The sequence below is a fragment of the Streptomyces sp. GL_141 genome, assembly GCF_057834385.1.
The window spans coordinates 4,874,062-4,888,172 of record NZ_CM174402.1 but is presented as its reverse complement, the minus strand read 5'-3'; the positions used below and the strand labels follow the sequence as shown (position 1 = coordinate 4,888,172).

The 14,111-nt window shown below is 72.1% G+C and carries 10 protein-coding genes; 8 read left to right on the top strand and 2 right to left on the bottom strand.

All coding sequences use genetic code 11. From position 1 onward, the window contains the following. Nucleotides 1-73: 73 nt before the first annotated feature. Nucleotides 74-1,858 (bottom strand): D-alanyl-D-alanine carboxypeptidase family protein, encoded by a 1,785-nt coding sequence (locus AC3IX6_RS21620; protein ID WP_489363720.1) that lies wholly within the window; start codon nucleotides 1,856-1,858, stop codon nucleotides 74-76. Between the two features lie 1,156 nt (nucleotides 1,859-3,014). Here AC3IX6_RS21620 and AC3IX6_RS21615 point away from each other — a divergent pair. The 4 genes from AC3IX6_RS21615 (at nucleotide 3,015) to AC3IX6_RS21600 (ending at nucleotide 5,875) form a co-directional block, all read left to right on the top strand. Next, nucleotides 3,015-3,455 carry a hypothetical protein gene (locus AC3IX6_RS21615; protein ID WP_489363718.1) on the top strand — a complete coding sequence of 147 codons (441 nt, stop codon included), beginning with the start codon at nucleotides 3,015-3,017 and terminating at the stop codon, nucleotides 3,453-3,455. A gap of 141 nt (nucleotides 3,456-3,596) precedes the next feature. After that, complete coding sequence (locus AC3IX6_RS21610) at nucleotides 3,597-4,331, top strand: GOLPH3/VPS74 family protein (protein ID WP_250742596.1); 735 nt, start codon at nucleotides 3,597-3,599, stop codon at nucleotides 4,329-4,331. Between the two features lie 265 nt (nucleotides 4,332-4,596). Further along, nucleotides 4,597-5,481, top strand: coding sequence for a helix-turn-helix domain-containing protein (locus AC3IX6_RS21605; protein WP_243341875.1), 885 nt, complete (start codon nucleotides 4,597-4,599; stop codon nucleotides 5,479-5,481). A gap of 184 nt (nucleotides 5,482-5,665) precedes the next feature. Continuing rightward, nucleotides 5,666-5,875 carry a DUF397 domain-containing protein gene (locus AC3IX6_RS21600; RefSeq protein WP_250742597.1) on the top strand — a complete coding sequence of 70 codons (210 nt, stop codon included), beginning with the start codon at nucleotides 5,666-5,668 and terminating at the stop codon, nucleotides 5,873-5,875. A 150-nt stretch (nucleotides 5,876-6,025) separates the two neighbouring features. Here AC3IX6_RS21600 and AC3IX6_RS21595 read toward each other — a convergent pair whose 3' ends face one another. Further along, entirely contained in the window at nucleotides 6,026-6,871 is an 846-nt protein-coding gene (locus AC3IX6_RS21595; RefSeq protein WP_382758016.1) for a hypothetical protein, read from the bottom strand. Nucleotides 6,872-6,999: 128 nt separating this feature from the next. On the opposite strand from AC3IX6_RS21595, the gene AC3IX6_RS21590 reads away from it, so the two are divergent. From AC3IX6_RS21590 to AC3IX6_RS21575, 4 genes are all read left to right on the top strand, one after another. Next, complete coding sequence (locus tag AC3IX6_RS21590; protein ID WP_489363715.1) at nucleotides 7,000-8,196, top strand: aminotransferase-like domain-containing protein; 1,197 nt, start codon at nucleotides 7,000-7,002, stop codon at nucleotides 8,194-8,196. Nucleotides 8,197-8,936: 740 nt separating this feature from the next. Beyond that, nucleotides 8,937-9,728: an SDR family oxidoreductase gene (locus AC3IX6_RS21585; RefSeq protein ID WP_489363713.1), complete on the top strand. Its 792-nt coding sequence runs from the start codon at nucleotides 8,937-8,939 to the stop codon at nucleotides 9,726-9,728. A 40-nt stretch (nucleotides 9,729-9,768) separates the two neighbouring features. Continuing rightward, nucleotides 9,769-12,366: a bifunctional FO biosynthesis protein CofGH gene (locus tag AC3IX6_RS21580; RefSeq protein ID WP_489363711.1), complete on the top strand. Its 2,598-nt coding sequence runs from the start codon at nucleotides 9,769-9,771 to the stop codon at nucleotides 12,364-12,366. A 99-nt stretch (nucleotides 12,367-12,465) separates the two neighbouring features. Further along, nucleotides 12,466-14,091, top strand: a complete 1,626-nt coding sequence (locus tag AC3IX6_RS21575) for a hypothetical protein (RefSeq protein WP_489363710.1) — start codon at nucleotides 12,466-12,468, stop codon at nucleotides 14,089-14,091. The last annotated feature ends 20 nt before the right edge of the window (nucleotides 14,092-14,111 follow it).

Here is a 14,111-nt window from a genome sequence, read left to right as displayed (position 1 = left end):
TGCCCCGGGGCACCGGACCCGCTCCGTGCTCGTGCGCGGCGTCGGGCTCGCCCGGTGCCGCGGCCGGCGAGCGTCAGCCGACGCGCGTCAGCTTCTTGCCGATGCCGGGTGCGGTGAGGTCGCTCTGCAGCGCCACCGGCACCTTCACCTGGCTGGCGCCCTCGCCGACGGTCAGCATGCCGATCTCCGACCCCGCCTTGGCGGTCTGCGGGAGCTGGGTGGCCCCGTCGGCCAGCTTGATGGAGATGGTGAGGGTCGGCCAGCCGACCGCCTCCACGTCGGCGGTGGCCACGACCGGGACCCGGGTGCCGAGTCCGTCGTCCACGTAGCCGACGACGGAACCCTTCTTGACGACGGGCGCGGCCGTGAGCATCTTCTGCGTGGCCAGCATGATGTTCTTGCTCGCCGCGATCGCGGTGCCGAGGATCGGCACGCCGTGCTGGCCGAGGACCGCACCGACGATCAGCTGGTTGGTCTTGCCGACCTTCTTCTCGGCGGCGAAGAGCAGGTTGCCGCCGGCCTTGGTGGTGGAGCCGGTCTTGATGCCGAGCGAGCCGTTGAACGGAACCAGGTCGTTGTAGTTCCGCCACTTCTTGCCCGTGGAGTCGACCCACTCCGGCTTCTTGGTGATCGCGATCAGCTCCGGCATCTCGACGATCTTGAGGCCGAGCTTGACCTGGTCCTCGGCGGTGCTGACCGTGGTCGCGTCCAGACCCGAGGGGTCCGTGTACGTGGTGTTGGTCATGCCGAGTTCCTTGGCGGTGTCGTTCATCTTCTTGACGAACGCCTCCTGCCCGCCGTCCCAGCGCGCGAGCAGCCGCGCGACGTTGTTGGCGGACGGGATCATGATCGCGGAGAGGGCGTCCTCCTGGGAGATCTTGTCGTTCTCCTTCAGGTTGTTGACCGTGGACTCGCCCTCGGTCTCCTTCTTGCCGTCCTCGACCGCCGTCTTGTCGATGGGGATCATCTGCCCCTTCTCCCCCTTCTTCATGGGGAAGTCCTTGAGGATGACGTAGGCGGTCATGGCCTTGGCGACACTGCCGATCGCCACGGGCTTCTGCTCCCCGAAGGTTCCTACGGGGCCGAGGCCGGCCGCGGCCATGTAGGCCTGACCCTCCTTCGGCCACGGCAGGGACGGCGCCCCGCCCTCGAAGGTGTACGAGGTGTTCGCGGTCACCTTCAGCGTCGGCGCGGGCAGCGGGCGCACGAGCTGGACGACGGCGAGGACCACCGCGAGCAGCACCAGGATGGGCGCGTAGATCTTGAACCGCCGCACGGCGGTCCGGGCCGCGCTCGGCGGCGGGGGCGGGTTGTTGGTCAGGTCCGCCAGCATGTCGAGCGGCGGCTTGGGCGGCAGCGGCTGCTGCGTGGTCCGCTCCGGGGACTCCCGCACGGTCCGCTCCACGGACTCCCGCGTCACGGGGGTCCGCACGCCGGGGTCGATCGGAGTCCGCACCGGAGCCGCGGCCGGGGTGGCCGAAGCCCTCGGAGCACCGGGTGCGGGGGGCACGCCGGGCGCGCCCGTGGCGGGCCGCACCGGGGCGTCGTCGCTCCGCAGCGGTACGAAGGTGCTCGCCCGCTCCCCGCGGTGGCCTGCGGCGCCGGGGGTGGCAGGGCCGGGCTTCCCGGGGGCGCCCTGCCCGGGGGCGCCGGGGGTGGGGCCGGCCGGGTTGGCGGTGCCGGGCTTGATGGCCCGGAACACGGCCGTCCGCTCGCTGTCGACGGGCACGTCGCCGGCCGGGGCGGCGGGGGTCGGGGGCTTCACCGCCCGGAACACGGCGGTCCGCTCGCTGTCCTCCGCGGGGCCGCCGCCCGGGGCGGACCCGGACCCGGACCCGGGCTTGACCGCCCGGAACACCGCGGTCCGCTCACTGTCGACGGACCCGCCGGGGGCGGGAGCACCGGGAGCACCGGGAGCACCGGGAGCACCGGGAGGAGTCTGGGCGCCCGGAGCGCCCGAAGGGGGCCGGGTACCGGAAGAAGCCGGGCCACCGGAGGCCGCCGGGGTGCCCGGGGCACCGGCGGAGGGCCGGGTACCCGGCGAAGCCGGAGCGCCGGAAGCAGCCTGGCCGCCCGAAGGAGCCGGGGCGCCCGGGGCCGCCTCGCCGCGCGACCCTGCCGCAGCACCCGGCGTACCCGAGGTGCCCGTGGAGGGCCGGGTACCCGGCGAAGCCGGAGCATCAGAAGCGGCCTGGCCGCCCGGCGCTGCCGAAGTGCCCGGGGCGCCCGAAGGGGTTCGGGTGGCCGGAAGGGCCGGAGCGCCGGAGGGCGGAGTGCTCGCGGTCGGGGCGCCCGTCGTGCGGAACACGGCCGTGCGCTCGCTGTCGGCGGGCTCGGTCGGTGCGGGCGCGTCGGCCGGCGCCGAAGCGGAATCCGTGGGGCGACCCGTGGCGGCCGGCGGCGTGACCGTACGGAACACCGCGGTGCGCTCGCTCTCGACCGAACCGGAGGCGGCGCCGGCACCGGAGGCCGCAGGCTCGTCCGAGGCGCCGCGCGCCGGGTCGGCACCAGAACCGGAACCCGTCGGCAGACCCGTGCGGAACGACGCCGTGCGGTCATTCCCGGCCGGTGCGGAGCCGGCCGCGGACTCACCCGAGGCGCCACGCGCCCGGTCGGCACCAGAACCGGAACCGGAGCCGGAACTCGCGGACAGGCCCTTGCCGGCGCCCCCGGCCGGACCGGCGGCAGCCACAGGCTCGCCCGAAGCGGAAGCGGAAGCGGAACCCGAAGGGCGGCCCGCATCGGCCGGCGGCGTCGCAGCACGGAAGGCGGTCGTACGGTCGCCGCCCGCAGGCGCGGCCGAGGCCTCGCCCACCGAAGCGGAACCCGGTGCGGAAGCAGAAACGGAAGCAGAATCGGAGCCGGAAGGTGCGGTCCGGTCGGCGGTCGCGGGAGGTGTCGCGGTACGGGACCCGGTCGCGCTCCCACTCTCGGCGGGATCAGCTGCCGGCGCGTCGGCCGGTGCGGAAGCGGAATCACCGGAAGCGGCAGGACCGGCGGCCGGAGGCGTCACGGTGCGGAACACCGCCGTGCGCTCGCTCTCGACCGGCGCGGCAGCGGACTCGCCGCGCCCGGACCCGGAAGGAGACCCCGAAGCAGGCTCCGAGGAGGCCTCCGAGGCGGACTCCGAAGCCGAACCCGAACCCGCCGCGGCCGCCTCCGCGGGCAGGGCCTCGAAGACCTCGGTCCGCGCAGCCGGCGCACCCGGCGCGGCCGGCGCGTCGGACGGCTCGTCCTCCGCCGTGGCCACCCACGCGGCCACCGCTTCCCGGAGCGGGTCGCGCTCCGCGGACCCGTCCTCCGAGTCCCTCGGACGGAACAACGACGTCCTCGGGTCACGCCCCTCGGACGACTCCGTCGTCCCCGACGTTCCTTCATCAACCGACTTGTCGGGGGACTCGCCCGCCACCAGTTCCTCCTCGATCGCCTTCACGTCCGGCTGTCCGAATGTCTAACAGTGTCCCGTCTAGGGGGCATCGCCCCCGTGCTAGACGAGAACGACATAGCTGATGGTTCCCCCACAAAGCGGTCAGGCGCTCTCGACAGATGAATGTGAGAGGCGTCACCCTGTCACTCATCCACGCGGGGAGGCATGGATGGGCAAGAGCCGCAGAACGATTCCGGAGGAGCTTTTGCTGCTCGCCTTGGACCCGGCCACGGGTACCACGGCGCAGCCGCAGTCGCTCGACCTCGGCCTGGCCGGGGCACAGCTAGTGGAGCTGGCTCTGGCAGGACGGATAGCCCCTGATGGGGATCGTATCGCCGTGGTGATGCCACGGCCGACAGGAGATCCGACTCTGGACTCCGCACTGGAACTGCTGCGCAGGCGCGGCAGCCCGGTTCGGGCGGTCCACTGGATCGGCGGACCCCGACTGGGGCTCCGTCAGATTTACCTCGCTCACCTGGAGCGTTGCGGCATGGTGCATGCCGTCGCGGGCCAGATGTGCGGGGTGCTGCCGACGACTCGCTACCAAGCGACCGACACAGCGATCAGCCGGGAGATCCGTGGCCGGCTGGACAGTGCGATCCGCACCGGCGTACCGCCGGACCCGCGGACCGCGGCGCTTGCCGCACTGGCCCACGCGGTCGGACTCGGCAAGCACCTGTACCCCGGCAACGAGGGGCGGTCGTCCAGGTCCCGGCTGCGGGACCTGATCCGGCACGACCCGATGGGCGGACTGGTGGCTCACGCCGTCATGGACGTCCAGAACGGCGTGGCCGCACAGCCGCGCCGCGACCGGGCACCGGCCCAGCCCGCCCGGGCAACGGCGGCAGCCGTTCCGCTGCAGCCGCGCCGGACCGGTGCGATGGCCCGCGCGGCCGCGCACTGATCCACCGGCAGCACACGTAGGGCAAGCAGGGCAAGCACCACAGGCGAGACACGCAGGGCAAGCAGGGCAGCAGTAATCGCAACCGCCGACGCGCGGGGCGACGGGGCCGGTGCGCCGGTCCCGTCGGCCCGCGCGTTTGCTTTTCCCACCCGTTCCCGCCCGTTCCCCAGCGGGGTCACGTGCTTCGGTGGCAGTCTGCTCACCAGCAGACACGCAGAGAGACAGCAAAGAGACAGCAACAGAAGAAGGCGGAGGTGCCGTTCACGTGGCGTCCAATGTCAATCCCACCGTCCGACGCCGCCGACTGGGCATGGAGTTGCGCAAACTGCGCGAGGACAAAGGCATGACGGCCGAGCAGGTCGCGGAACGCCTGCTCGTCTCCCAGTCGAAGATCAGCCGGCTGGAGAACGGCCGCCGTTCCATCAGTCAGCGCGACGTCCGCGATCTGTGCGACGTCTACGAGGTCGAGGACCGGCGGCTCGTCGACTCCCTCATGCAGATGGCCAAGGATTCCCGCCAGCAGGGCTGGTGGCACGCCTTCGGCGACATCCCGTACAGCGTCTACATCGGCCTGGAGACGGACGCCGCCAGCCTGCGCACCTACGAGCCCCTGGTGATCCCGGGGCTACTCCAGACCCCGGAGTACGCCCAGTCGCTCGTCCGCGGCGCCTGGCCGGAGACGGCTCCGGTCGACGTGGAGAAGCGCGTCCAGGTCCGGATGCACCGCCAGAAGCGGCTCCACGAGACCGAGAACAGCAATCCCGAGATCGGACCGCTGCGCCTGTGGGCGGTCATCGACGAGGCGGCCCTGCGGCGCCACGTGGGCGATGCGCAGCTCATGATCCGACAGCTGGAGTTCCTGATAGAGCAGTCGGAGAAGCCGCACGTCACGGTCCAGGTGATGCCGTTCTCGGTGGGCGCCCACCCGGGCGTCAACGGCCAGTACGCGATTCTGGAATTCCCGGACGCGTCGGACTCGACGGTCGTCTACATCGAGGGCGTGACGAGCGACCTGTACCTGGAGAAGGCGAACGACGTCCAGAAATACAGCGTGATGTACGAACATCTGCGCGCACAGGCCCACAATGTGGACCAGACGAGGCAGTTCATCGCGCAGATCATCGAGGACTTCGCGGGCAAGGGGAAATGAGCTCCGGCGAAAAGGCCCGTACGGTACACCGTCACTCCCCGGCCGCAGAAGACCTGAATGGAATATGCCACTCGGTCGGGTGAACGCCCTCTTCGCGCAACCGGACCTGCGGGTAGCGTCGATCACGTCAGCCGGAGCAATGGCCGACACGACACCGGAACCACTCGCTGAACCGGAGAGAAACATGGCTATTCGTCAAGGCGCAACGGAAAACTGGACCAAGTCCTCGTACTCCGCCAACGGCGCCTGCGTCGAGGTCAAGTCCCCCGTCGTCGAGTCCATCGCGGTCCGCGACTCGAAGGTGCAGGACGGACCGTCCCTCACCTTCGCGCCCGGCTCCTGGACCTCCTTCGTCGCCGATGTGACCGAGGGCCGCCTGGGGCGCCTCGTCTGAACGTCGAGGCAACCCTCCCGGCCCGTACGGCCTGCATCACCTGCACGACCAGCACCACCTGCACCACTGACTGGAGCCCTCTCGACCGGCCCGCCGTCGCCTGCCGAGGGGGCTCGGCCATGTCCGGTCCCCAAGCCCCCCGGACCCGGGCTACCTCAGCTGGTCGACGTACCGGTCCGTCCCCGGCACCGTCGGGATGAACGGCGCCACCAGCTCCACCCGCCCCAGCCCCGACTCCGCGACCTCCGCGTCCAGCCCCTGGAACCGGTCCCAGCAGGTGCGCGGGTCGGCCTCCAGGAACCACAGCAGGGTCAGCCGGGTGTCGACCCCCTCCACCTGCTTGACGTACGTCATCCGGTCCCCGGGCAGCGGCGTCGGCCGGAAGACCGTCACCATCGCGGCCGGTGAGCCGGCCAGCCGCTTCGGCAGGGCGCGCGAGCGCAGCCACTCCAGCAGTTCGGCCCGCTGCTCCGGCCCCTCCGCGTCGATGACCTGCACCACGAGCCCCCCGTACGGGTGGTCGAGGGCGTGGAAGTCCCGCGGCCCGGCGGCGCCGTCCCGGTAGACGGTGGCCTCGTGGTCCTGGAAGGCCGTGAAGACATGCGTCCGGTCCTGGTAGACCCGGCCGTCGCGGTTGAGGCGCTTGTTGATGCCGACGGTCCACTTCATGTGCTCGTCGTAGCGGCCCTCGGTGACCCAGTACGTGGAGATGTAGCACCCGGCGGTCACGGGCTGGGCCACGGCCGACTTCTCCGGGTAGCGCAGCTCCTGGAGCTCGCGGGTGGCGACCCAGCGCCGGCCGGCGTACATCCAGGGCATGGCCATGGCGCCGGCGTAGTAGTGATCGTCCTCGTACCAGCGGTTGTACGCGAACTCGTGGCCCGGGTGCGGCTCGACCATGGTGATCAGCGCGTGGCCGGGGTGGACTCCGTAGGGGCCGACCGAGGCGAGCTCGGCGTAGTCGTCGGCCCGGGTGTTCCGCTCGTCTGCTGTCATGGGAGACGGTCTAGCTGATGCGACGTCAGATGGGGAGTCCCCGGGCGGCGTTCAGCATCCGATACATAGATGCCGTCTACATCTTCTCGCGGCTACGATGCGCGCACCCGCCTCCCGAAGGAGCTCCCGTGCCCGCCTCAGCGCCCGCCTCCGCCTCCGCCCCTCCGCCCGCCTTCGCCGCCCGGATCCGCACGACCGCACCCTCCGCCGTGCGCGAGATCCTCGCCGTCACCGCCCAGCCCGGCATGATCTCCTTCGCCGGCGGCCTGCCCGCGCCCGAGCTCTTCGACACCGAGGGCCTGCGGGCCGCGTACGACGCCGCCTTCGCGCGGTCCGCACGCCGGGCCCTCCAGTACTCGACCACCGAGGGCGTCCCCGAACTGCGCGCGGCGGTGGCGGCCCGGCTCGACCGGCAGGGGCTGGCGACCACCGCGGACGACCTGCTGATCACCACCGGCTCCCAGCAGGGGCTCAACCTGCTCACGACCGCGCTGATCGAGCCGGGCGACACGGTGCTCGTCGAGAACCCCACCTACCTGGCGGCGCTCCAGGGGTTCCGGCTCGCCGGAGCCCGGGTGGTCCCCGTGCCGTGCGACGACCAGGGCATCCTCCCGGACGCGCTGGCGGAACTCGTCGCCCGCGAACGCCCCAAACTGCTCTACACGATCCCCACCTTCCAGAACCCGACCGGCCGCACCCTCCCCGCCGGGCGCCGCGCCGAGATCGCATCGCTCGCGGCCCGGCTCGGGCTGTGGCTACTGGAGGACGACCCGTACGGGGACCTCCGCTACGAGGGCCGCGAGCTGCCCCGGCTCGCCTCCTACCCGGGGGCCGAAGACCGCACCGCGCTCCTCGGCAGCTTCTCGAAGGTCATGGCCCCCGGGCTCCGGCTCGGCTGGCTGCGCGCCCCGGCCGCGCTGCTGCGCGGGGCGGTGCTCGCGAAGCAGGCGGCGGACCTGCACACCTCGACGGTGGACCAGCTGGCGGCGGCGGAGTACCTGCGGACGGCGGACCTCGACGCGCACGTTTCGCGTGTCCGCGACGCGTACCGGATCCGGCGTGACGCCCTGCTCTCGGGCCTGCCCGACGCGCTGCCGCCGGGCTCCGTGTGGAACCGTCCGGAGGGCGGCATGTTCGTCTGGGCCCGCCTCCCCGAAGGCCACGACGCGACGGCCCTGCTCCGCGCGGCCACCTCCCGGGGCGTCGCCTTCGTCCCCGGAGCCCCCTTCTTCGCGGTGGCCCCGGACCCCCGCACCCTGCGCCTGTCCTTCACCACGCACACCCCACCAGAAATCCACCGGGGCCTAACCCGCCTGACCCCCTAGCCCCCTCCGCTGCGCGGCGCGGAAGCCCCCGCAGCACCCCTCACCGCTGCGCGGAGCAAACTCCCCGCTGCGACCTTCCCCGCCGCACAGGGCGGAAGCCCCCGCAGCAACCCTTGCCGCTGCGCGGGGCGGAGTTCCCCTACCCGCCCTTCCACCGTTCCCCGGGCGCTGCCCGGACCCGCGCCTCAAACGCCGGCGAGGCTGGGGGATGCCCCGGGCCAGCCCGGACCCGGACCTCAAACGCCGGACGGGCTGGAGAGGGGCCCCGGGCTGCGCCCGGACCCCCTGGGGCTCCGCCCCAGACCCCGGTCCTCAAACGCCGGACGGCTGAAAAGACCAACCCCGGCCGGGCGGGGCTGGAAGGTCGCCCCCGGGCGGGGCCGGAGGTGGAGGGGTCGGGCCCGGCGGGGCGGGGTCGGGGACGGGGTGGGGTGTTGGCCTGGACGTAGAGCGTGATGTGTGGCGCGAGAACACCCCGCGGCCTGTCGGAGTCGAGCACAGGGCGCCTAAATCATGCAGTCCAGGCCAACACCCCACCCCGGCCCCGGCCCCGACCCACCCGCAGCCCACCCCACCCACAGACGGACCCCAACCACAACACAGCCCCGCCGGCGTTTGAGGCGCAGGGGTCCGGGGACCGGTCCCCGGCAACGGCGCCGCACGCGGACCCTTCCCTCCCCGCCCCCCGCCCCGTAGCCTGACGCCCCGTCAGATCCATCGGGTCGTCAGGAGGCCGCACCATGTCGCCGCTGCTGCTACAAGGCAAGACCGTCATCGTCTCCGGCGTAGGCGCCGGCCTCGGCCACCAGGTCGCCGCCACCGTCGTCCGCGACGGCGGCAACGCCGTGCTCGGGGCGCGGACCGAGGCCAACCTCGCCAAGGCCGCCGCCGAGATCGACCCCGACGGCACGCACACCGCGTACCTGCCGACCGACATCTCCGACGAGCGCCAGTGCGAGGCCCTCGCCGCCCTCGCCCAGGAGCGGTTCGGCGGGGTCGACGCCGTCGTCCACGTCGCCGCCTGGGACTCGTACTTCGGGGGCCTCCAGGACGCCGACTTCGGCACCTGGCAGCAGATCCTCGACGTCAACCTGCTCGGAACCCTCCGCATGACCCGCGCCTGCCTGCCCGCGCTGAAGCGCACCGGCGGCTCCGTCGTCATCATCGGCACCCAGTCCGCCATCGCCTCCCCCAACGAGGTGCAGCAGGCCGCCTATGCCGCCTCCAAGGGCGCGCTGACCTCCGCCATGTACTCCATGGCCCGCGAGCTCGGCCCGCACCGCATCCGCGTGAACACCGTGCTCCCCGGCTGGATGTGGGGTCCCCCGGTCCAGGCCTTCGTCACCTTCACCGCGCACACCGAAGGCGTCCCCGAGGCCGAGGTCCACGCCCGCCTCACCGACCGCATGGCGCTGCCGGACCTGGCCACCGACGGGGACGTCGCCGACGCCGCCGCCTTCCTCGCCTCGGACCGCGCACGGGCGATAACCGGCCAGTCCCTGCTGGTCAACGCCGGGGAGCTGATGCGATGAGCCCCTCCGTGCCCGCGCGAGCGGATCGTATGCTCGGGCCATGACCACTCCGAGCGACGCTCCGACCGAGAACTCGATGCGCCGGGCGCTCCGCCGCGCCCGCGACGGCGTCGCACTCGACGCGACCGAGGCGGCCGTACTCCTGCAGGCGCGCGGCGAGGACCTGAAGGACCTCGCCGCCTCCGCCGCCCGGGTACGGGACTCCGGCCTCGAAGCCGCGGGCCGGCCCGGCGTCATCACGTACTCGCGCAAGGTCTTCATCCCCCTCACCCGCCTGTGCCGCGACAAGTGCCACTACTGCACCTTCGTCACGGTCCCCGGCAAGCTCCGCCGCGAGGGCCACGGCATGTACCTGTCCCCCGACGAGGTCCTCGACATAGCCCGCAAGGGCGCGTCCATGGGCTGCAAGGAAGCCCTGTTCACGCTCGGCGACCGGCCCGAGGACCGCTGGCCCGAGGCCCGCGAGTGGCTCGACGCGCACGGCTACGACGACACCCTCGCCTACGTGCGCGCCATGGCCATCCGCGTCCTGGAGGAGACCGGCCTCCTCCCCCACCTCAACCCCGGCGTGCTGACCTGGTCGGACCTCCAGCGCCTCAAGCCGGTGGCCCCCTCGATGGGCATGATGCTGGAGACCACCGCCACCCGGCTGTGGTCCGAGCCCGGCGGCCCCCACCACGGTTCCCCCGACAAGGACCCGGCCGTGCGGCTGCGCGTCCTGGAGGACGCGGGCCGCTCCAACGTCCCCTTCACCACCGGGGTGCTGATCGGCATCGGCGAGTCCTACGAGGAGCGCGCGGACGCCTTCTTCGAGCTGCGCCGGATCCAGCGCAGCTACCACGGCATCCAGGAAGTCATCGTCCAGAACTTCCGGGCCAAGCCCGACACGGCCATGCGCGGCATGCCCGACGCGGAGCTGGAGGAGCTCGCCGCGGCCATCGCCGTGGCCCGCCACATCCTCGGCCCGAGCGCCCGCATCCAGGCCCCGCCGAACCTGGTGGACTCCGAGTACGTGCTGCTCATCGGCGCCGGCATCGACGACTGGGGCGGGGTCTCCCCGCTCACCCCCGACCACGTGAACCCCGAGCGCCCCTGGCCGCACATCGAGGAACTGGCGCGGCGCACCGCCGACGCCGGCTTCACGCTGCGCGAACGCCTCACCATCTACCCGGAGTTCCTCCAGCGCGGCGAACCCTGGCTGGACCCGCGCCTGCTGCCCCACGTCCGCGCGCTGGCCGACCCGGAGAGCGGGCTCGCGGAGGAGTCCGCGCCGGTCGAGGGCCGGCCGTGGCAGGAGCCGGACGAGGGCTTCACCGCCTACGGCCGCACCGACCTGCACACCACCATCGACACGCAGGGCCGTACCAGCGACCGGCGCGACGACTTCGACGTGGTCTACGGCGACTGGGAGGCCCTGCGCGAGGCCGCGGCCCCGGGCATGGTCCCCGATCCCGAGCGCATCGACACGGACGTACGGGCGGCGCTCGCGCAGGCCGCCGACGACCCGACGCGGCTCACCGACGAGCAGGCGCTCGCCCTGCTGCACGCGGACGGCCCCGCGCTGGACGCCCTCTGCCGGATCGCGGACGACCTGCGCAAGTCGGTGGTGGGCGAGGACGTCACGTACATCGTGACCCGCAACATCAACTTCACCAACGTCTGTTACACCGGCTGCCGTTTCTGCGCCTTCGCGCAGCGGCGTACGGACGCGGACGCGTACACCCTCTCGCTCGACCAGGTCGCCGACCGGGCCGCGCAGGCGTGGGACGTGGGCGCGGTCGAGGTGTGCATGCAGGGCGGCATCCACCCGGACCTGCCCGGGACGGCCTACTTCGACATCGCGCGGGCGGTGAAGGAGCGCGTCCCCGGCATGCACGTGCACGCCTTCTCCCCGATGGAGGTCGTCAACGGCGCGACGCGCACCGGGATGTCGGTACGGGACTGGCTGACGGCGGCCAAGGAGGCCGGCCTCGACTCCATCCCCGGTACGGCGGCGGAGATCCTGGACGACGAGGTCCGCTGGGTCCTCACCAAGGGCAAGCTGCCGACGGCCGACTGGATCGACGTGGTCTCGACGGCGCACGAGCTCGGCATCCGCTCCTCCTCCACGATGATGTACGGCCACGTGGACCAGCCCCGGCACTGGCTGGGCCACTTCCGCACCCTGGCGCGCATGCAGGAGGAGGCGCGGGCCAAGGGGGTGGAGGGCTTCACGGAGTTCGTGACGCTCCCCTTCATCCACACCAACGCCCCCGTCTACCTGGCGGGCATCGCCCGCCCCGGCCCGACGGTGCGCGACAACCGCGCGGTGACGGCGATGGCCCGCATCCTGCTCCACCCGCACATCACCAACATCCAGACCAGCTGGGTGAAGCTGGGCTCGGAGGGCGCCGCCGAGATGCTCCGCTCGGGCGCCAACGACCTGGGCGGAACCCTGATGGAGGAGACCATCTCCCGGATGGCCGGGTCGAGCTACGGCTCGTACAAGTCCGTCCAGGACCTGATCGGCGTCGCCGAGGCGGCCGGCCGGCCCGCGAAGGCCCGTACGACGCTCTACGGCGAGGTCCCGGAGGAACGCCAGGCCGCGGCCCGCGCCTCGGACGGCCACCTGCCGGAGCTGCTGCCGGTCCTGGACTGACACCGGGAATCCCGTACGGACAACCCGTACACCCCGTACAACCCTCCGGTGCGTTCGGCGGTCTCACCATCGATCGTCGAACGCATCTCCGGGGGTTTCATGAACAAGCGCATCAACGCCGTGCTCTGCACCGCGACCGTCCTGGGGCTGGGAGCCGCGCTGGCCGTGCCCACCACGGCCGCGCAGGCCGCCGACTCCAAGCCGAGGCAGTTCAGCGCACGCGTGGTGCACGAGCAGGTCATCCTGGACTTCGGCACCGAGCTTCCGCCCAAGGACCTCAAGGTGCACCTGCGGAAGAAGGGCACGACCGCGCGGGTCGCCACCGTCACGAGCTTCACCGCCGCCCCCGAGGGGATCCAGACCGCCCCGCTGAAGCTCGCCGCGCTCGGCGAGTACACCGTCGACGTGGAGTACGACGGCCCTCAGGGCGAACCGGTCTCCCACAAGGACAAGACGAGCCTGAACTACCAGGTGCGGCCGTCCTTCACGAACCTGAAGGCCTCGAAGCCGGTGTCCCTCGCGGACCCGCAGACGGTGGTCTCGGGTGACGTCAAGCTCTACGACCCCCGCAACGGCGCGCTGAAGCCCTATCCGGGCACGTTCACGGCCCGGACCGGCACCGTCACCACACCGGTGACCCCCGACGCCCAGGGACACTTCGCGTCGAAGATCACGGTCAACGGCGCCGAGTCCGGTGCGAAGGCGGTCGACCACGACGCCACGTACGTCCATCTCGCGGGCGAGGCGAACGGCGTCAAGGAGCAGGATGCCCTGCCGGTGCCGGTGACGCCCGGTGCTGCCGCACGCATCACCCTGGACTCCTCGACCCTGACCGGCCCCTTCGGAACCAGCGGCAACATCGGCGGCACCGTCACCTGGAAGGCGCCCGACGGCACGTGGAAGCCGGCACCCGCCGGCATGAGGATCGCCGTCAACACCGTCCCTGCACCGGCGCAGTACCTGACGACGGACGGCGCGGGCCGGTTCGGGGGGTCCTTCCCCCTGCCCTTCGGCGATGACGCCCCGTGGCAGGTCCGCACCGACTCGCCCTGGGTGGCCGAGGCCGCACAGAACGTGACGGTGGACACCACGGGCGGGACCGCCTTCCACGACTTCACGGCCGAGTTGTACTCGCACAAGGTCGTGGGGGTGAGGGCCAAGCTCGATGTCGTCGAGTTCCCGGTGGGCAGCCCCTATTCGTCGAGCGTGGCCATCCAGTACTCGGCTGACGGCAAGACCGGCTGGACCAGGGTCGGTTCGACGTCGGTCTACACCGATCCCGGCAGCCGCACGGAGTACGTCAGCGGGCAGGCTCCCTACACCGGACCGGGCTTCGTGCGCATGCAGTTCGAGGGCACCTCGAACTACCGGGGTTCGGTGACGCCCGCCGTCCGGCTGAACGAGCGGAAGGCGACGGCCATCTCGGAATTCAACGCCGCGCCCGAGCCGGTCAAGAAGGGCCAGCCGATCACGGTCACGGGCAAGCTCACCGAGACCGACGCCGCCCGCAAGCCGTTGGTCGGCGCGACCGTCCACTACTACTTCAGGCCCGCGGGAAGCACGAAGTGGCAGGGCATGGGCTCCACCAGGACCCTTGCGGACGGCAGCTTCTCCAGGAAGTTCCCCGCCAACGTGACCGGCACGTGGAACGCCCGGTTCTTGTATGTCACCTCGCCCCACTTCTTCTCGCTCAGCCGCAACGACGAGGTCGTCGTCACCCCGTGACGCACGCCGGACGGGCGCGG

Coding starts and splice junctions, on each gene's coding strand:
- AC3IX6_RS21610 (WP_250742596.1), top strand. CDS start 3,597: ATGGGCAAGAGCCGCAGAACGATTCCGGAGGAGCTTTTGCTGCTCGCC.
- AC3IX6_RS21600 (WP_250742597.1), top strand. CDS start 5,666: ATGGCTATTCGTCAAGGCGCAACGGAAAACTGGACCAAGTCCTCGTAC.
- AC3IX6_RS21595 (WP_382758016.1), bottom strand. CDS start 6,871: ATGACAGCAGACGAGCGGAACACCCGGGCCGACGACTACGCCGAGCTC.
- AC3IX6_RS21585 (WP_489363713.1), top strand. CDS start 8,937: ATGTCGCCGCTGCTGCTACAAGGCAAGACCGTCATCGTCTCCGGCGTA.
- AC3IX6_RS21580 (WP_489363711.1), top strand. CDS start 9,769: ATGACCACTCCGAGCGACGCTCCGACCGAGAACTCGATGCGCCGGGCG.
- AC3IX6_RS21575 (WP_489363710.1), top strand. CDS start 12,466: ATGAACAAGCGCATCAACGCCGTGCTCTGCACCGCGACCGTCCTGGGG.